This window comes from Enterobacter sp. 186315 (assembly GCF_053290175.1).
The window spans coordinates 83,072-100,844 of sequence record NZ_JBPTTK010000015.1 but is presented as its reverse complement, the minus strand read 5'-3'; the positions used below and the strand labels follow the sequence as shown (position 1 = coordinate 100,844).

The 17,773-nt window shown below is 53.8% G+C and carries 21 protein-coding genes and 1 other annotated feature; of the genes, 9 read left to right on the top strand and 12 right to left on the bottom strand.

All coding sequences use genetic code 11. The features are described from left to right. Nucleotides 1–191 (top strand): hypothetical protein (locus ACSVHP_RS16610; protein ID WP_447552478.1); only part of this gene is annotated, 191 nt, incomplete at its 5' end. Between the two features lie 145 nt (nucleotides 192–336). On the opposite strand, the gene clpB is transcribed toward ACSVHP_RS16610, so the two are convergent. The 3 genes from clpB to rluD all read right to left on the bottom strand — a co-directional run bounded on the left by clpB (nucleotide 337) and on the right by rluD (nucleotide 4,748). Beyond that, nucleotides 337–2,910, bottom strand: a complete 2,574-nt coding sequence (gene clpB, locus ACSVHP_RS16605) for an ATP-dependent chaperone ClpB (RefSeq protein ID WP_447552477.1) — start codon at nucleotides 2,908–2,910, stop codon at nucleotides 337–339. 129 nt (nucleotides 2,911–3,039) lie between these two features. Further along, nucleotides 3,040–3,771 (bottom strand): purine nucleoside phosphorylase YfiH, encoded by a 732-nt coding sequence (gene yfiH / locus ACSVHP_RS16600; protein WP_447552476.1) that lies wholly within the window; start codon nucleotides 3,769–3,771, stop codon nucleotides 3,040–3,042. Further along, complete coding sequence (gene rluD, locus ACSVHP_RS16595; protein ID WP_234675973.1) at nucleotides 3,768–4,748, bottom strand: 23S rRNA pseudouridine(1911/1915/1917) synthase RluD; 981 nt, start codon at nucleotides 4,746–4,748, stop codon at nucleotides 3,768–3,770. Before rluD ends, yfiH begins: the two co-directional genes overlap by 4 nt. Before the next feature lie 131 nt (nucleotides 4,749–4,879). Between rluD and bamD the strand changes: the two genes are divergently transcribed. The 4 genes from bamD to pheA all read left to right on the top strand — a co-directional run bounded on the left by bamD (nucleotide 4,880) and on the right by pheA (nucleotide 7,648). Beyond that, nucleotides 4,880–5,617, top strand: coding sequence for an outer membrane protein assembly factor BamD (bamD, locus tag ACSVHP_RS16590; RefSeq protein WP_447552475.1), 738 nt, complete (start codon nucleotides 4,880–4,882; stop codon nucleotides 5,615–5,617). 269 nt (nucleotides 5,618–5,886) lie between these two features. Next, nucleotides 5,887–6,228: a ribosome-associated translation inhibitor RaiA gene (gene raiA / locus ACSVHP_RS16585; RefSeq protein ID WP_234675968.1), complete on the top strand. Its 342-nt coding sequence runs from the start codon at nucleotides 5,887–5,889 to the stop codon at nucleotides 6,226–6,228. Between the two features lie 103 nt (nucleotides 6,229–6,331). Next, nucleotides 6,332–6,457, top strand: a sequence feature (Phe leader region). Continuing rightward, nucleotides 6,333–6,380, top strand: coding sequence for a pheA operon leader peptide PheL (pheL, locus tag ACSVHP_RS16580; RefSeq protein ID WP_100229775.1), 48 nt, complete (start codon nucleotides 6,333–6,335; stop codon nucleotides 6,378–6,380). Its footprint overlaps the feature before it by 48 nt. A 30-nt stretch (nucleotides 6,458–6,487) precedes the next feature. Beyond that, nucleotides 6,488–7,648 (top strand): bifunctional chorismate mutase/prephenate dehydratase, encoded by a 1,161-nt coding sequence (pheA, locus tag ACSVHP_RS16575; protein WP_447552474.1) that lies wholly within the window; start codon nucleotides 6,488–6,490, stop codon nucleotides 7,646–7,648. Here the strand turns inward: pheA and ACSVHP_RS16570 are convergent. The 3 genes from ACSVHP_RS16570 to aroF all read right to left on the bottom strand — a co-directional run bounded on the left by ACSVHP_RS16570 (nucleotide 7,645) and on the right by aroF (nucleotide 10,781). After that, nucleotides 7,645–8,517: an SMP-30/gluconolactonase/LRE family protein gene (locus tag ACSVHP_RS16570; RefSeq protein WP_447552473.1), complete on the bottom strand. Its 873-nt coding sequence runs from the start codon at nucleotides 8,515–8,517 to the stop codon at nucleotides 7,645–7,647. The genes pheA and ACSVHP_RS16570 overlap by 4 nt on opposite strands. 61 nt (nucleotides 8,518–8,578) lie before the next feature. Beyond that, nucleotides 8,579–9,700 (bottom strand): bifunctional chorismate mutase/prephenate dehydrogenase, encoded by a 1,122-nt coding sequence (tyrA, locus tag ACSVHP_RS16565; RefSeq protein WP_447552472.1) that lies wholly within the window; start codon nucleotides 9,698–9,700, stop codon nucleotides 8,579–8,581. A 10-nt stretch (nucleotides 9,701–9,710) separates the two neighbouring features. Continuing rightward, nucleotides 9,711–10,781: a 3-deoxy-7-phosphoheptulonate synthase AroF gene (aroF, locus tag ACSVHP_RS16560; RefSeq protein ID WP_234675931.1), complete on the bottom strand. Its 1,071-nt coding sequence runs from the start codon at nucleotides 10,779–10,781 to the stop codon at nucleotides 9,711–9,713. Nucleotides 10,782–10,995: 214 nt separating this feature from the next. Between aroF and ACSVHP_RS16555 the strand changes: the two genes are divergently transcribed. The 4 genes from ACSVHP_RS16555 to ACSVHP_RS16540 all read left to right on the top strand — a co-directional run bounded on the left by ACSVHP_RS16555 (nucleotide 10,996) and on the right by ACSVHP_RS16540 (nucleotide 13,772). Next, complete coding sequence (locus tag ACSVHP_RS16555; protein WP_417316552.1) at nucleotides 10,996–11,370, top strand: DUF2799 domain-containing protein; 375 nt, start codon at nucleotides 10,996–10,998, stop codon at nucleotides 11,368–11,370. A gap of 177 nt (nucleotides 11,371–11,547) precedes the next feature. Beyond that, nucleotides 11,548–12,060: a YfiR family protein gene (locus ACSVHP_RS16550; RefSeq protein WP_447552471.1), complete on the top strand. Its 513-nt coding sequence runs from the start codon at nucleotides 11,548–11,550 to the stop codon at nucleotides 12,058–12,060. Beyond that, on the top strand, nucleotides 12,053–13,273 hold the full coding sequence (dgcN, locus tag ACSVHP_RS16545; RefSeq protein ID WP_447552470.1) for a diguanylate cyclase DgcN: 1,221 nt from the start codon (nucleotides 12,053–12,055) through the stop codon (nucleotides 13,271–13,273). The genes ACSVHP_RS16550 and dgcN overlap by 8 nt, the downstream gene beginning before the upstream one ends. A gap of 13 nt (nucleotides 13,274–13,286) precedes the next feature. Further along, entirely contained in the window at nucleotides 13,287–13,772 is a 486-nt protein-coding gene (locus ACSVHP_RS16540) for an OmpA family protein (RefSeq protein WP_447552469.1), read from the top strand. Between the two features lie 2 nt (nucleotides 13,773–13,774). Here the strand turns inward: ACSVHP_RS16540 and ACSVHP_RS16535 are convergent, their stop codons facing one another. From ACSVHP_RS16535 to rpsP, 6 genes are all read right to left on the bottom strand, one after another. Continuing rightward, nucleotides 13,775–15,145, bottom strand: a complete 1,371-nt coding sequence (locus tag ACSVHP_RS16535; protein ID WP_447552468.1) for a PepSY-associated TM helix domain-containing protein — start codon at nucleotides 15,143–15,145, stop codon at nucleotides 13,775–13,777. Nucleotides 15,146–15,184: 39 nt separating this feature from the next. Continuing rightward, complete coding sequence (locus tag ACSVHP_RS16530; RefSeq protein ID WP_447552467.1) at nucleotides 15,185–15,589, bottom strand: DUF2946 domain-containing protein; 405 nt, start codon at nucleotides 15,587–15,589, stop codon at nucleotides 15,185–15,187. Between the two features lie 132 nt (nucleotides 15,590–15,721). Next, nucleotides 15,722–16,069, bottom strand: a complete 348-nt coding sequence (rplS, locus tag ACSVHP_RS16525; RefSeq protein ID WP_002914145.1) for a 50S ribosomal protein L19 — start codon at nucleotides 16,067–16,069, stop codon at nucleotides 15,722–15,724. Nucleotides 16,070–16,110: 41 nt separating this feature from the next. Continuing rightward, nucleotides 16,111–16,875 (bottom strand): tRNA (guanosine(37)-N1)-methyltransferase TrmD, encoded by a 765-nt coding sequence (gene trmD, locus ACSVHP_RS16520; protein ID WP_447552463.1) that lies wholly within the window; start codon nucleotides 16,873–16,875, stop codon nucleotides 16,111–16,113. A 30-nt stretch (nucleotides 16,876–16,905) separates the two neighbouring features. After that, nucleotides 16,906–17,442, bottom strand: coding sequence for a ribosome maturation factor RimM (gene rimM / locus ACSVHP_RS16515; protein WP_234675917.1), 537 nt, complete (start codon nucleotides 17,440–17,442; stop codon nucleotides 16,906–16,908). A 15-nt stretch (nucleotides 17,443–17,457) separates the two neighbouring features. Beyond that, nucleotides 17,458–17,706, bottom strand: coding sequence for a 30S ribosomal protein S16 (rpsP, locus tag ACSVHP_RS16510; RefSeq protein ID WP_234675915.1), 249 nt, complete (start codon nucleotides 17,704–17,706; stop codon nucleotides 17,458–17,460). Nucleotides 17,707–17,773 lie beyond the last annotated feature (67 nt).

Here is a 17,773-nt window from a genome sequence, read left to right as displayed (position 1 = left end):
CATGTCACTTTGAGTGCCCACACAGATTGTCTGATAAATTGTTAAAGAGCAGTGCCGCTTCGTTTTTCGCTGCGGCGCGGGGTGTGCATATTACGCTTTCCCGCTACAGAGTCAAGCGTTTAATTTCGCTTTTCTCTGCTGACCCGGCGGCTTGTTTGCCGTTGTTCCGTGTCAGTGGAGGCGCATTATAGGGAGTTATTCCGAACCTGCAAGGGTAAAGTGAAAATTATTTGCTGACTGCTCACTTTCCAGGCAAATCATGCGCCAGACGCTCATTTTCGCCTGGTATTCAAACAAAAACGAGCCGCAAGCGGCCCGTTTTTTGTTTTTTGTGACTCACTGCACTGCCACAATTCTGTCGTCCTTCACTTCCAGCCGGATAACTTTACCAGGGACAAGCTCCCCGGAAAGGATTTGCTGAGCCAGTGGGTTTTCAATCTGCTGCTGGATAGCGCGTTTCAATGGACGCGCACCATACACAGGATCGTAACCATTTTCGCTAAGCAGCTTCAGCGCTTCATCAGAGATGTGGATTTCATACCCACGCTCTTCCAGACGTTTATAAAGACGCTGCAACTGGATCTGCGCAATAGAAGCAATGTGTTTTTCACCCAGAGGGTGGAAGACAACAACTTCATCAATACGGTTAATGAACTCAGGACGGAAGTTCTGGCTGACTACGCCAAGCACCAGATCCTTCATATGTCCGTAATCCAGCTCACCAAAACGTTCCTGAATCAAATCGGAACCCAGGTTAGAGGTCATGATAACCACGGTATTACGGAAATCGACCGTTCTGCCCTGTCCGTCAGTCAATCGTCCGTCATCCAGAACCTGCAATAAGATGTTGAACACGTCCGGATGCGCTTTCTCGACCTCATCCAGCAGAATGACGGAGTAAGGACGGCGACGAACCGCTTCCGTCAAATAGCCCCCTTCCTCATAACCGACATAGCCAGGAGGCGCACCCACCAGACGAGAAACGGAGTGTTTTTCCATAAACTCAGACATGTCGATACGCACCATTGCGTCGTCGCTGTCGAACATAAAGTTTGCCAGCGCTTTACACAGCTCGGTTTTACCGACACCGGTCGGCCCCAGGAACAGGAACGAACCAATTGGACGATTAGGATCGGACAGCCCCGCGCGGCTACGGCGAATCGCATTAGATACGGCCTCTACCGCCTCGTTCTGGCCAATAACACGATTGTGCAAATCCTGCTCCATACGCAGCAGTTTCTCACGCTCGCCTTCCATCATTCGGGCAACAGGGATCCCGGTCCAGCGCGCCAGCACCTCGGCAATTTCCGCATCGGTGACTTTATTACGCAGGAGGCGCATGGTTTTACCTTCAGCCTGCGTTGCGGCTTCCAGCTGTTTTTCCAGTTCTGGAATTTTACCGTATTGGAGTTCAGACATCCGCCCCAGGTCGCCCACACGGCGCGCCTGCTCGATGGCGATTTTCGCCTGCTCCAGCTCGGCCTTAATGGTCTGGGTGCCAGAAAGCGACGCTTTCTCCGCTTTCCACTCTTCTTCTAACTCAGAGTACTGACGCTCTTTATCGTCAAGTTCCTCATTGAGCATATCCAGGCGTTTTTTACTCGCTTCATCTGACTCTTTCAGCAGCGCCTGCTGTTCAAGCTTGAGCTGGATGATTCGACGGTCGAGCCTGTCGAGTTCTTCCGGCTTAGAGTCAATCTGCATACGAATGCTTGATGCCGCTTCATCAATAAGGTCGATGGCTTTATCAGGCAGCTGTCGATCGGCAATGTAGCGATGCGAAAGCGTTGCAGCAGCAACAATGGCCGGGTCGGTGATCTGCACGTGGTGGTGCAGTTCATAGCGCTCTTTCAGGCCACGTAAAATCGCGATGGTATCTTCTACCGTTGGCTCAGCAACGAATACTTTCTGGAAACGGCGTTCCAGCGCAGCATCTTTTTCAATGTACTGACGGTACTCGTCAAGCGTGGTTGCCCCCACACAGTGAAGCTCACCGCGCGCCAGCGCAGGCTTCAGCATGTTCCCGGCATCCATCGCGCCGTCGGCTTTACCCGCCCCGACCATAGTATGCAGTTCGTCGATAAACAGGATGACGTTGCCTTCCTGTTTCGCGAGATCGTTAAGCACGCCTTTCAGACGCTCTTCGAACTCACCACGATATTTCGCCCCGGCCACCAGCGCGCCCATATCCAGCGCCAGTACGCGGCGGCCTTTCAGGCCTTCCGGAACTTCACCGTTCACGATACGTTGCGCCAGCCCTTCAACGATGGCGGTTTTACCGACACCTGGCTCACCAATCAGTACCGGGTTGTTTTTGGTACGACGTTGCAGCACCTGAATGGTACGGCGAATTTCTTCATCACGGCCGATAACAGGATCGAGTTTGCCCTGCTCGGCTCGTTCGGTCAGATCGACCGTAAATTTTTTCAAAGCCTGACGTTGGTCTTCGGCTCCCTGATCGTTCACGCTTTCACCTCCGCGCATTTGTTCAATCGCCTGAGTCACGTTGGCGGTTGTTGCTCCGGCAGTTTTAAGCAGGTCGGTCAGAGTACCGCGTGATTCAAGCACGGCCAGAACAAAGAGTTCTGACGAGATAAAGTTGTCGCCACGTTTTTGCGCCAGCTTGTCGCAAAGGTTCAGTACGCGGACAAGATCCTGAGATGGCTGAACATCACCACCCGTCCCTTCGACTTGCGGTAAACGGCTCAGTGCCTGATCGATGGCCGTGCGTAACTGACCGGCATTAATGCCAGCGGACGTTAATAAAGGACGTACCGATCCCCCTTCCTGATTCAGCAAGGCGCTCATTACATGAAGAGGTTCGATAAATTGGTTGTCGTGCCCCAGTGCGAGAGACTGGGCATCGGCGAGAGCAAGCTGGAATTTATTAGTAAGACGATCCAGACGCATAACTCCTCCCATAACAGGTCAAATTTGCTACTGGAGATTAAATGAGGTCATCCCTCAATTATTCAAGGTTAATGACCTGAATTATGTGAAAAGAAAACGGCACGTGCCGGATCGTCTTGATTCTTTAGGTTATATCAGCCAAATGAAACTTGCCATACGACCGGTAACCTTGTCGCGGCGATAGGAGAAAAAATCACCCTTTTCGGTGAAAGTACAGCGATCGCCGCCGAAGATCTGCGTCACGCCCACGTTATTAAGACGCTGACGGGCAAGCCGATAGATATCAGCGAGATATTTTTCGCCCGTAGGTTCAAACGCGCTGATAGCCTGCGGATCTTTGGCGATAAACGCGTCACGCACCTCTGGCCCGACTTCGAAAGCCTGTGGGCCAATGGCCGGCCCAAGCCAGGCAATGATGTTGGCAGGGCTATCCGCAAAGCAGGCCACCGTTTCTTCAAGCACGCCTTCACAGAGGCCTCGCCATCCCGCATGGGCGGCGGCGACTTCGGTTCCGGCCTGATTACAGAAGAGAACGGGCAGGCAGTCGGCGGTCATAACGGCGCAAACTGTCCCGGGAGTATTGCTATAAGAAGCATCGGCACGTTTAGAGGCATAGGGTTCACCCGTCAGCTTCAGGACATCTTTACCGTGCACCTGTTCCAGCCAGACCGGTTTCGACGGCAGGTTTCCGGCCGCAAACATGCGCTTGCGGTTTTCTTCAACGTGCTCAGGAACATCGCCACAGTGCGCGCCGAGATTTAACGACTCCCACGCGCCCTGGCTGATTCCGCCGATACGGGTTGAACTACAGGCTGCCACGCCTTCGGGAAGTGGCCACTCCGGGACAATCAGTTTGGTCATAACCAGTCCACATGATCCTTATGTTCTTCGAAATCAGCGCGCATCGCGTCAATAAGCTCAACCATGTCCTGTGGGATAGGCGCGTGCCATTCCATTTGAATGCCGGTGATTGGATGATACAAACGCAGCATGGTAGCGTGCAGCGCCTGACGATCGAACTTACGCAGTACGCTGATGAACTCGTCTGATGCGCCTTTCGGCGGACGCGGACGGCCACCGTAAACCGGATCGCCCACCAGCGGATGCGTGATATGGGCCATGTGAACGCGGATCTGGTGAGTACGACCCGTTTCAAGGCGCAGACGCAGACGCGTATGGATGCGGAAATGCTCCATGATGCGGTAGTGCGTGACCGCCGGCTTACCCATCGGATGCACGGACATATGCGTGCGCTTGGTTGGGTGGCGGCTAATAGGCTCTTCTACCGTACCGCCAGAGGTCATGTGGCCGATGGCGACCGCTTCATATTCACGGGTAATTTCGCGCAGCTGCAACGATTCCACCAGACGCGTCTGGGCCGGAACGGTTTTCGCCACGACCATCAGGCCGGTGGTGTCTTTATCCAGACGGTGAACGATACCGGCGCGCGGTACGTCAGCAATCGGCGGGTAATAATGAAGTAATGCATTGAGCACGGTGCCATCTGGATTGCCCGCACCCGGGTGAACAACCAGGCCACGCGGCTTGTTGATCACCAAAATGTCGTCATCTTCGTAGACGATGTCCAGCGGGATATCCTGCGGTTCGAAACGCATTTCTTCTTCGATTTCAGCATTGATGGCGACGGCTTCTCCGCCAAACACTTTCTCTTTCGGTTTGTCCCAGACTTTGCCATTGACCAGCACGCGCTGGTCAAGGATCCATTCTTTTATACGTGAACGCGAATAATCAGGGAACAATTCGGCCAAAGCTTGATCTAAGCGTTGACCGAGCTGATTTTCGGAGACTGTTGCGGTGAGTTCTACTCGTTGTGCCATAAACTGCTTCTTCGTTTAACGTTGGGTTTTACGGCTTTGCCGTTTAATATAGTGTGCTATTGTAGCTGGTCTTAATCGGGAGCAGGAACAGAGATTCTCCCGGACAAACATTTGAGGAAAGTCAAAACGTCATGACGCGCATGAAATATCTGGTGGCAGCGGCCACGTTGAGCCTGGCTTTGGTGGGCTGCTCCGGTTCAAATGAACAGGTCCCTGACAATCCGCCGAATGAAATATACGCGACTGCACAACAAAAGTTGCAGGACGGTAACTGGAAACAGGCAATAACGCAACTGGAAGCGCTGGATAACCGCTATCCATTTGGCCCTTATTCGCAGCAAGTCCAGTTAGATCTTATCTACGCTTACTATAAAAATGCCGATCTGCCGCTGGCTCAGGCGACTATCGATCGCTTCATGCGTCTTAACCCGACTCATCCTAACATTGATTATGTCATGTATATGCGCGGCCTGACCAACATGGCTCTGGATGATAGCGCATTGCAGGGCTTCTTTGGCGTCGATCGTTCCGATCGCGATCCTCAACATGCACGTGACGCTTTCAACGACTTCTCGAAGCTGGTTCGCGGCTATCCGAACAGCCAGTACATTACCGATGCCACCAAGCGTCTGGTATTCCTGAAAGATCGTCTGGCTAAATACGAATACTCTGTTGCTGAATACTATACCCGCCGTGGCGCATGGGTTGCCGTGGTTAACCGCGTAGAGGGTATGCTGCGCGATTACCCGGACACGCAGGCGACCCGCGACGGTCTGAAGCTGATGGAAAACTCCTATCGTAAGATGCAGATGGATGCGCAGGCTGAAAAAGTGGCGAAAATTATTGCCGCCAACAGCAGCAACACCTGATCTCATGTTCAAAGCAAAACGGCAGCCTCAGGGCTGCCGTTTTTTTATGCGTATTGGTCACGCGCTGAAGCGGTTTAGCGTCAGCACAACCATTCAACTATGACCTTAAATACCGCGTTCGACAAGATGAAAGTCGCCTCTTCCTGCCCTGCCTCACAAAAAAGATTCCCTGACAAAAACCGACAAAATAACGTGATCTAAATCACACATTTTGACATTAGGTCGGGTATGCTGGAATCACCAAGACGGAAAGACAAGAGGTAAAATTTATGACAATGAACATTACCAGTAAACAAATGGAAATTACTCCGGCAATTCGCCAGCACGTCGAAGACCGTCTAGCCAAACTGGATAAATGGCAAACTCATTTGATTAACCCACATATCATTCTGTCCAAGGAGCCACAGGGCTTTACCGCTGATGCAACTATCAATACTCCGAACGGCCATCTGGTCGCCAGCGCTAAGCATGAGGATATGTACACCGCTATCAACGATTTGATCAACAAGCTGGAACGGCAGCTCAATAAAGTGCAACACAAAGGTGAAGCACGTCGCGCCGCAACCTCGGTGAAAGACGCCAGCTTCGCGGAAGAAGTTGAAGAAGAGTAATCCTTTACATTGAGTGTACCGCCAACGCGCCTCCGGGCGCGTTTTTTATTGACAGGGTGAAAACAGTACGGGTACTTTAACGGTATCAACCACAGGATGACCCCATGAAACAAACGCCGTTTTTCTTCGCATTCTTTTTTACCTTCCCCTGAACGGGAGGCGTTTCGTCGTGTGATAAAGAATGCGAAGACGAACAACAAGGCCTCCCACACCGGGGGGCCTTTTTTATTGATAACGATAAATTGAGACAGGCAACACTATGACACCGGAAAACCCGTTACTGGATCTGCGCGTAAAAATTAGCGCCCTGGATGAGAAGCTGCTGGCACTGCTGGCGGAACGCCGTACGCTGGCGGTGGAAGTGGGCAAAGCGAAGCTGGAATCCCACCGCCCCGTTCGCGATATCGACCGCGAACGCGACCTGCTGGAACGCCTTATTCACCTCGGCAAAGCGTATCACCTGGATGCCCATTACATTACCCGCCTGTTCCAGCTCATCATTGAAGATTCCGTTCTGACTCAGCAGGCGCTGCTGCAACAGCATCTGAACAAAACCAACCCGCACTCTGCCCGCGTCGCGTTTCTGGGACCTAAAGGCTCCTACTCGCACCTCGCCGCGCGCCAGTACGCCGCGCGTCATTTCGAAGAATTTATCGAAAGCGGCTGCGCGAAGTTTGCCGACATTTTCAACCAGGTTGAAACCGGGCAGGCGGATTACGCCGTTGTGCCGATTGAGAACACCAGCTCCGGCGCCATTAACGACGTGTACGACTTGCTACAACACACCAGCCTGTCGCTGGTTGGCGAGATGACGGTGCCTATCGATCACTGCGTGCTGGTCTCCGGTTCAACGGATCTGAGCACCATCGAAACGGTCTATAGCCATCCTCAGCCGTTCCAGCAGTGCAGCCAGTTCCTGAACCGCTACCCGAACTGGAAAATTGAGTACACCGAGAGCACCTCGGCGGCGATGGAAAAGGTAGCGCAGGCGAACTCTCCAGCCATTGCAGCGCTCGGCAGTGAAGCGGGCGGTGCGCTGTACGGCTTGCAGGTGCTTGAGCGCAACCTGGCGAACCAGACGCAAAATATCACGCGTTTCGTTGTTCTGGCGCGCAAGGCGATTAACGTGTCCGAACAAGTTCCGGCGAAAACGACGTTGCTGATGGCAACCGGCCAGCAGGCGGGTGCGCTGGTAGAGGCACTTCTGGTGCTGCGTAATCACAACCTGATCATGACCAAGCTGGAATCGCGCCCTATTCACGGCAATCCGTGGGAAGAGATGTTCTACCTGGATATTCAGGCCAACCTCGAGTCTGCATCCATGCAGAAAGCCTTACGAGAACTGAGCGAGATCACCCGCTCGATGAAAGTTCTTGGCTGCTATCCCAGCGAAAACGTGGTGCCGGTCGATCCGGCTTAACGTTCGATAAAACGGCTTTTCTTCATCCCTGCCACGCTCACCGGCAGGGTGAAGATGGCACCGGAGAGCGGATATTTCGCCACCTCCTCCGCGTCCATATTTTCCCGCGTCGTGGTGATAAAGAGCGTTTTCATCTCTTCGCCGCCAAAACAGACCATCGTCGGGCAGCGTACCGGCAGCCGATACTCTTCCAGCTGCTCGCCCTGCGGTGAAAATCGCGCGATGCGCCATCCGTCAAACAGCGCGCTCCAGTAACAGCCTTCTAAGTCCACCGCTGCGCCATCGGGTACTCCTTCTCCCTCTTCAAACCGACGAAAGACTTCTCGCTGACCCGGCTCGCCCTGTTCATCAAGCGGGGTGCGATAGATAACCCCGTTGGGCGTGTCGGAGGTGAACATCCACTGTCGATCCGGGCTAAACGCCAGTCCGTTATGTCCCTGGATGTCGCACTGGATCACTTCTGGCGTCAGATCGTTATCGATACGCATCAGCATGGCGCCGTTATAGTCGCCCGGCCCCCAGAACGTGCCGGCCCAGAAGCGGCCAGAATGGTCAGTTCCGCCGTCGTTAAATCGCGCAAGCTGCGGATTCGACGGGTTATCGCACACCTTACGCTGAAGCAGGCCGTGCTTATCGGTGAGCCAGATGGCGTTACGCATCGCAACGATAAAGCCGCCGCGCTCGCGCAGGGCAAAGCACCCGACCTCTTCGTGAAACGACAGAACGCTGTGCTCCGCCGTTGGCAGGTGGTAGCGATGGATCTCGCCTTCCAGAATATCCGCCCAGTAAAGGGCATTCTCTTCGGCACTCCAGGTCGGGCATTCGGGCAGGTGCCCGGTGTAATTCAACAACAGCTGCGGTTCAGCCATGTCTGCTCCCCAATAATGAAAAAAGCCAGCAACGCTGGCTTTTAGTATATACATCATCGCATTACTGGCGACTGTCATTTGCCTGGCGCAGTAGCGTTCGGCTTTCGCTCTGGAAGCGCTGCGCGTAATCGCCAAACCAGTGCTCTACTTTACGGAAGCTGTCGATAAAGGCCTGCTTATCGCCATGCTCCAGCAGGGTAATCGCTTCGCCAAACCGCTGGTAGTAGCGTTTGATGAGCGCCAGATTGTTCTCTGAAGACATAATGATGTCCGCGTACAGCTGCGGATCCTGTGCAAACAAGCGCCCTACCATTGCCAGCTCAAGACGATAAATTGGCGACGAGAGCGCCAGCAGCTGCTCAAGCTGTACGTTTTCTTCTGCCAGATGCAGGCCATAGGCGAAGGTGGCAAAGTGGCGCAGCGCCTGGATAAACGCCATGTTCTGATCGTGCTCGACCGCGCTGATACGGTGCAAACGTGCGCCCCATACCTGAATCTGTTCCAGGAACCACTGATAGGCTTCCGGCTGACGGCCATCACAGTAAACGACCACCTGCTTGGCAAGGCTACCGCTGTCAGGGCCAAACATCGGATGCAGACCCAGCACCGGACCGGTATGCGCCGCAAGCATCGCCTGCAACGGACCGTTTTTCACCGAGGCCAGATCGACCAGAATACAGTCCTCCGGCAGCGGCGGGAGCTTGCCGATAATCTGTTCCGTGACGTGGATGGGCACGCTGACAATCACCATGCCCGCATCTTTTATCAGTTCTGGCGCGCTCGCCCAGTCCTCTTTTTCCAGAATGCGCACCTGGTAGCCTGAAAGCGTCAGCATCTTTTCAAACAGACGCCCCATCTGCCCTGCCCCGCCCACAATCACCACCGGGCGCAGCGAAGGACAAAGGGTTTTGAACCCTTTGTCATTTTCACTGGAATAGGACTCACGCATCACGCGGCGCAGCACATCTTCAATCAAATCAGGGGAGACACCCAGCGCCTGCGCCTCTTTGCGGCGGGACGCGAGCATTGAGGCCTCGCGCTCCGGCACGTAAATCGGCAGGCCGTATTTGCTTTTAACCTCACCCACTTCGGCGACCAGCGCCATACGGCGCGCCAGCAAATCCAGTAACGCTTTATCTACTTCATCAATTTGATCGCGTAACGCGGTCAATTCAGCAACCATAACTAACCTCTTAAACCAGACGCGTCGCCAGCTGGCCGATTAAATCTTTGTGGATCTCGCGCAGCAGGGCATCGGTGGTTTCCCAGCTGATGCAGGCATCCGTCACGGACACGCCGTGCTTCATTGCGCTGCGCGGTTGTTCTGATGACTGATTGCCTTCGTGAATGTTGCTCTCAATCATCAGACCGATAATCGAACGGTTGCCATCTTTGATCTGCGCGACCACGGATTCCGCAACCGCAGGCTGACGACGGTAATCTTTATTGGAGTTACCATGGCTGCAATCTACCATCAGCGCCGGGCGCAGTCCCGCCTGTTCCATCTCTTTTTCACACTGCGCGACGTCTGCCGGGCTGTAGTTTGGTGCTTTGCCCCCGCGCAGGATCACATGGCCGTCCGGGTTACCCTGGGTTTGCAGCAGGCAAACCTGACCCGCCTGGTTGATCCCCACAAAGCGGTGCGGCATAGCGGCGGCGCGCATGGCGTTGATCGCCGTCGCCAGGCTGCCATCGGTACCGTTTTTAAAGCCAACCGGCATTGACAGGCCCGATGCCATTTCGCGGTGGGTCTGGGATTCTGTGGTACGCGCACCAATGGCTGACCAGCTGAACAGATCGCCCAGGTATTGCGGGCTGTTTGGATCCAGCGCTTCGGTTGCCAGCGGCAGCCCCATGCTGACCAGCTCCACCAGCAGGTTACGCGCAATTTTCAGCCCCGCTTCCACATCAAACGAGCCATCCATGTGCGGATCGTTAATCAACCCTTTCCAGCCAACGGTGGTACGTGGCTTCTCAAAATAGACGCGCATTACGAGGTAGAGGCTATCGCTGACCTCCTCCGCTAATGCTTTAAATCGACGGGCATATTCAATGGCGGTTTCAGGATCGTGGATTGAGCATGGGCCACAAACCACCAGCAGACGCGGATCGCGACCGGCGATGATGTTCGATATGGTCTGGCGAGAGTGCTCAATTTGCGCCTCTTGCGCCACGCTCAGCGGGAATTCCGCTTTCAGTTGATCCGGAGTGATTAAAACCTGTTCGTCAGTGATATGTACGTTGTTCAGCGCGTCTTTTTGCATGATTGCGATCCTGTAAAGCTCGTTTGCGATAGATGGTTTCCTCTCAGAGGTGGAACAACGATACCACAACAAGTAAAGATTTCAATCCAAAATACGTAAATATTAATTTACAGCAACCAATTAATTGCAAAATTAAGCCCATAACATCGTAAAGATAAAGTTACACACTCCTTTTCTACCGCCAGGCTATGCTGATTAAAAAAGGAGAATATCTATGCGCCTCACCGTTCCTGCACTGCTGATGTTGCTGTTATCAGGTTGCCAAATTAACCCTTATACTTTCCAGCCTGACTGGACAAGCCCCAGCTGGTTTGATGCCGGAAAAGAGGACGCCATGAACGGTCTGCCCGTTAAAGATAACCAGGCTCTGGCCGATAATTTTAACGATGCGCGTGTCGATCGCGGGGAATATCTGCGTGGCTACGCCGACGGTCAGAAACGAGTGTGTGAAGAAGGCTTTATTCACGCGTGGGGCTTAGCGGGGAAATCATTTCCCGCGAGTTGTGATACGGCAGAAAACGCAGCCAAACTCCATACTGCCTGGCAGCAAGGGATGGATGAAAGCATGAAGGCCAGCCGACTTAATTGATGGCATTTTTACCCGCGTAAATAAATATCACTGTAAGATTTAACTTAGGTCACCTCAGTTACATTCCTGACATAATGACGGCTCAGATAAACAATGGTATTCTGCCCGCAACTCTTAAGGACAACTATTTCCAGAGCGGCATGGCAGATTCTGGTGAGAAATTCATTCTTGATCTCTATGTATCGACTGACTCTGGTGTTAATGCTGTTCCTTTCTGCGGGTGCAGTGGCGGCCGGAACGCTAACGGAAACCGATAAATCGGTGCGTTCAATGGTGTCGGGTATTGTCAGCTATACCCGCTGGCCCACGCTTTCACACCCGCCCACGCTCTGCATTTTCGCCACGTCCCGCTTCACGCAAGCGCTCAGTCGTGAAGATGAGCAGCCTTTGTTACCCTATAAACCGGTAATCGTCCATAACCATCAGGAAGCGCTATCAGCAACCTGTGACGCTGTTTATTTTGGTAATGAATCCCCTGCGGAACAGCTTGAATTAATACGTCAATATCAGGGCAAAGCGCTGTTATTAATCTCTGAGCAAAACCCGGAATGTGTTATTGGTAGCGCTTTTTGTCTGATAATAAACGACCCTCAGGTCAGATTTTCCGTCAATCTGGATGCCCTCTCTCGTAGCGGAGTGAGAGTTAATCCCGATGTATTAATGCTGGCACGGAATAAAAAGCATGAATAAGGATTTCACCTCAACGCCACGCCCAACGTTTAAAAGAACGTTAAGACGAATCAGCATGATAAGCGTCATAATAACAATGACCTTTATCTGGCTATTACTGTGCTTTGCTTCGGTGGTGACGTTAAAACAATATGCGCAGAAAAATCTCGAATTAACGGGCGCCACCATGAGCCACAGCCTTGAAGCCTCTCTGGTCTTCAACGATCCGCTGGCCGCCGGTGAAACTCTCGCTACCCTGGGCAAACAGGGGCAATTCGCCGTGGCTGAAGTGCTTAACAGCCGCGATGCACGCTTCGCTTACTGGGCGTGGAACCCTGACGACAATAACGACACCCTGAGCACGCTGGTCAGCCGCTGGCTATTTCCCAATCCGGTTTCACAGCCGATTATGCATAACGGCACCAAAATCGGCGAAATTCGCCTGACGGCGCGCGACAGCCTTATCAGCCATTTTATCTGGATGTCGTTTGCCGTACTGACCGGCTGCATTCTGCTGGCCTCTGTGGTTGCCCTGACCATCACCCGCTCCCTGCATCAGGGCATGGTAACGGCGATGCAAAATATTACCGATGTGGTGCATGACGTGCGCTCGAACCGCAACTTCTCGCGGCGAGTAAAAGAAGGCAGGATCGAGGAGTTTCACCGCTTCGGTGAAGACTTCAACAGCCTGCTGGACGAGATGGAAGAGTGGCAGCTCAAGCTTCAGGCCAAAAATGCGCAGCTGCTGCGTACCGCCATGCACGATCCCTTGACCGGGCTGGCGAACCGCGCGGCGTTTCGTAACAGCATTGCGGCGCTGATGAACGATTCATCGGCAAAAACGAACTCTGCCCTGCTGTTCCTTGATGGCGATAACTTCAAATGGGTGAACGACACCTGGGGACACGCGGCGGGTGACTGCGTGCTTATCGAGGTGGCGAGCAGGATGGTGGAATTTGGCGAAAAGCGCCATCAGTCGTACCGACTTGGTGGCGATGAATTTGCGATGATCCTGTATGGCGTCCACGCTGAGCAGGATGTTCAACACATCTGTGCTGCGCTTTCGCAGCGCTTTATCCGTCCGTTCGATCTGCACAACGGGCACACCGTATCGATGTCACTCAGCATTGGCTTTGCTCTGGCGTGGGAAAATACTTCTGTGGAAGCATTACTGGAGCAGGCCGATCGCAATATGTACCTGGTGAAAAACCAGCGTCCAAAAACAATATCCTAGAAAGGAATACGATATGTTAAAGCGATACCTCGCGCCGTTCGTCCTCGCCTCCATGGTTCTGGCAGGCTGCCAGGCGCCGCCGCAGGGAAAATTTACCGCAGAGCAGATCGCTGCCATGCAATCCTATGGTTTTAACGAGCTAAACGGTGACTGGTCGCTGGGGCTTTCCGACACCATTCTGTTCGGAAAAAACGAAGCGCAGCTTCGCCCGGAGAGCGAAAAAGCGATCCAGACGATGGCGACGCGTCTGGCGGCGACCGGTTTAACTCACGCCCGCATGGACGGCCATACGGATAACTACGGTGAAGATGGCTATAACGAAGCGCTCTCTTTAAAACGCGCGAACGTTGTCGCTGACACCTGGGCTAAGGGGGCGAATATTCCGCGCAGCAACCTCACCACTCAGGGGCTGGGCAAAAAATATCCGGTCGCCAGCAACAGCACGGCGAAAGGACGTGCTGAGAACCGCCGCGTCGCGGTAGTCATCAGCACGCCTTAGGGTTATTTAGCGGATGATTCAGCGAGCGACACATTCACTGCCGCTCGCCAGCGCAGCCAGTCAACCACAATGAACAGCAGCAAACTGCCGCCCATCACCGGCATCGCCAGTCCCAGCAGCACGGCGATCGTCAGCGTCAACGCCCTTCCCCACCCTGAGAGCGCCAGCCAGCTCTGACTTAGCGTTTGCACCGGATCCGTTCGCGATGTTGCCGGACGACGCATCCACCACATGCGGTATCCCCAGACAATCAGCACGCATAGCGCGGCGCCGAACGCGATAAGCAGCAGCTGGTTAACCAGACCAAACAAAATGCCCATATGGAAATCCACACCCCAGCGGGTCAGTTTGGCCATAAGCGGGAAATCCTCAAACCGGGTTCTGTCGAGGATTTGCATCGAGTGTGGATCGACCGAGACCGCATCGACCTGAGTCGGCCAGCTGCGATCGATTTCCGTGACCGTCCAGGCCCGATCCATTGCTTTCGCCGGGCGGATCTCCAGTTTATTCGCCTCGATCCCGGCGCGGCGGGCAGCGTGAAGCACATCGTCAAACTGCGTCAAATCCAGAGCCATATATGGCATCGCCATCCCACCATGATGGGCGTGATGCTCAGCGTGCTCATCCATCGTCGCAGGGGCGCCGGAGAGCTGCGTATTGACCTGCGGTGTGAGCCAGTTCATTTCTGCGCGCAGCTTATCGACGTTGCCGCCCGCCCACTGTGACCAGGTCAGCCCGGTGGCGGAAAACAGCAGCATCCCGCCCAGCAGAAGCCATCCCAGCGTTACGTGAACGCGGCGGCGCTTCTGGAAGCGGTTGTTGATGCGACGCTTCGGACGGGTATAAAACCACAGCGCAATGCCGCCGAGCGCGGCCAGCCACATCCATGACGCGGCCAGCTCGCTGTAGAGTCGCCCGATGTTCCCCAGCATCAGGGAGGTGTGCAGATAATCAATTTTCTGGCGCAGCGGCAATATTCCGCTGGTGCCGTAGACCGTCATATCGCCGCGCACGTCGAGCGTGACGGGATCGACAAAGATAGCGCGGTTTTCGGAAGGCCCCAGCGCAGGATCGGCGAACATCACGCGCGTTGTTTCGCCGTCGCTCAGCCCCGGACGCACGGCATGTAAACGTAGCGCGTTGCCCGTGGCTTTTTCCGCCACGGCAATCTGTTCCGCCAGCGGCTGCGCTTCACCGGCTGTGCTCCCATGCAGAGCCTGTCGATAGAGATTGTTTTCCAGCTGCGGCGTCGCGACGTACAGCGTGCCGGTTAGCGCAGCAAAGAAGATGAACGGGCCAACAAACAGCCCGATATAGAAATGAAGCCGACGCAGCAGGTTAACCCATGCCGCGCGTGAGGTGCAGGTAGTCATACTTTTCCTTTTTAAGGCAAAAAGTGAGTAATTTTGTTTTTAAAGGGAAAAAGCAGACCAGCGCGGCGGCGCGCGCGTATCGGGATACAGCCAGGGGAAAAAATGCCAGTGGCTCACCGCCTGTGGCGGTGGCTTAATCCGAAGCCTTTGCACTATCGCGCTGAGCAGCACGATAAGCGCGAGCATCACGCCCGGCACATGCGCCAGCAGCACGCAGTAGCCGCACGCTTCAGCGTGATCGACAGGCAGGGAGTGTTGCACGTCGCCCTGACCATCGCCCATCGACATCATACTCATGTCGTGGTGCATTCCGGGCATAGCGCTCATGGGATCTTTTTGCAGCGACACGGAGATCAGCGGCGCTACCACGATCAGCAGGATCGCAAACAGCGCGGTCAGTGCCGCTGCGCGTGTCCGGTTATGCTGATGCCGTCGGTTATCCACTGCCCCTCCGCTAAAGAGCAGGCATTGTAAATGATTTATGTCAAAACGGTTAATGTAAGGCGTGTGCTTTTAGATAAAAAAAGGGCCAGCCTTTCGGCCAGCCCTTCTGACAGGATGTCGCTTAAGCGAATCTTAGTTAAGACGCTCTTTGATACGAGCAGACTTACCAGTACGCTCACGCAGGTAGTACAGTTTAGCTTTACGTACAGCACCACGACGTTTAACAGCAATGCTGTCAACTACCGGAGAGTGAGTCTGGAAGACACGCTCAACGCCTTCGCCGTTGGAAATTTTACGAACAGTGAATGCAGAGTGCAGACCGCGGTTACGAATAGCGATAACCACGCCCTCGAATGCCTGCAGACGTTTTTTGGAACCTTCAACAACCCATACTTTCACTTCCACGGTGTCACCTGGACGGAAGGAAGGTACGTCCTGCTTCATCTGCTCTTGTTCAAGTTGCTTAATAATGTTGCTCATAATTTAATCTCTTATCCTGGGTAAACTGATATTTGGGGGCCTCAGGCCATCCCATCATGTTCCTGCTGCTGCGCGTGTTCAGTTTTGAACTCGGTCAGCAACTTTACTTGCTCTTCAGTCAGAGCCAGGTTTTCCAGAAGTTCAGGTCTTCTAAGCCAGGTTCGGCCCAGCGACTGCTTCAGACGCCAGCGACGTATCTCGGCATGGTTTCCAGACAGTAAAACTGCCGGGACATCCATCCCTTCTAACACTTCAGGACGAGTATAGTGTGGGCAGTCCAGCAATCCATCAGCAAAGGAATCTTCCGTTGCTGAAGCTTCATGCCCCAGTACCCCCGGAATAAACCGGGAAACCGAGTCAATCAGCGTCATCGCTGGTAACTCACCACCGCTGAGAACGTAATCGCCGATAGACCATTCTTCGTCAATCTCGGTTTGTATTACGCGCTCATCTATCCCTTCGTAGCGACCACAGACCAGAATCAGCTTTTGATTCGTTGCCAGTTCGCTCACGCCCGCTTGATCAAGCTTGCGTCCCTGAGGTGACAGATAGATCACCTTTGCGCCTTCACCTGCCGCGGCTCTTGCTGCTGAAATGGCATCCCGCAAGGGTTGTACCATCATTAACATCCCCGGTCCGCCGCCGTAAGGACGATCGTCCACGGTACGGTGCCGGTCATGAGTGAAGTCGCGTGGACTCCAGCTCTCGATACTCAGCAGGCCATTTTTTACTGCCCGGCCAGTTACCCCATAATCGGTAATCGCGCGGAACATTTCAGGAAACAGGCTAATTATGCCAATCCACATAGCGCCGTCTTTTACCGTTTTCAGGAGAATTTAAAAACCAGGATCCCAATCTACTTCAATAGTCTGAGTAGCGAGATCGACTTTCTTGATAACCTGCCCATCGAGGAACGGAACCAACCGCTCCTTGATGCCAAACGCATCTTTCAGGTTTGCCTTAATGACGAGAACGTCATTGGATCCGGTTTCCATCATATCGATGACTTTACCCAGACCATAACCTTCGGTGGTCACTACCTGGCAACCGATAAGGTCTTTCCAGTAGTAGCCGTCGTCCAGTTTCGGCAATTGCGATGAATCAACGACAATTTCGCAATTAGTCAGCAGATTCGCAGCATCGCGATCGTCAACGCCTTTCAGCTTAATGACGATATCCTGATTGTGGTGACGCCAGCTTTCCAGCTCGACCTCTTCCCACTTACCGCCTTTCTGGATAAACCAGGGCTGGTAATCGAAGATGCTTTCGGCGTCTTCGGTGGAGGAAAACACTCTGAGCCAACCACGGATACCGTAGCAAGAACCCATTTTTCCCAATACGATCGGTTCAACAGGTGCTTTATTGCTCATCATGACCACCGTGACAGATTAAGCTGCTTTGTTAGCGGCTTTGATCAGCGTCGCAACGCGATCGGACAGAGTAGCGCCCTGGCCAACCCAGTGAGCGATACGATCCAGATCCAGACGAGTTTCTTCTTCTGCGCCAGCGGCCAGTGGGTTGAAGAAACCAACGCGCTCGATGAAGCGACCGTTGCGTGCATTACGGCTGTCGGTTACAACAACCTGGTAGAACGGACGCTTTTTCGCGCCGTGACGTGCTAAACGAATAGTTACCATAACATCCTCTTGTGTGAATAAAACACCGGGCCCCATCGAGGGAAGGAGCCCGGTGTCATATTAAAAG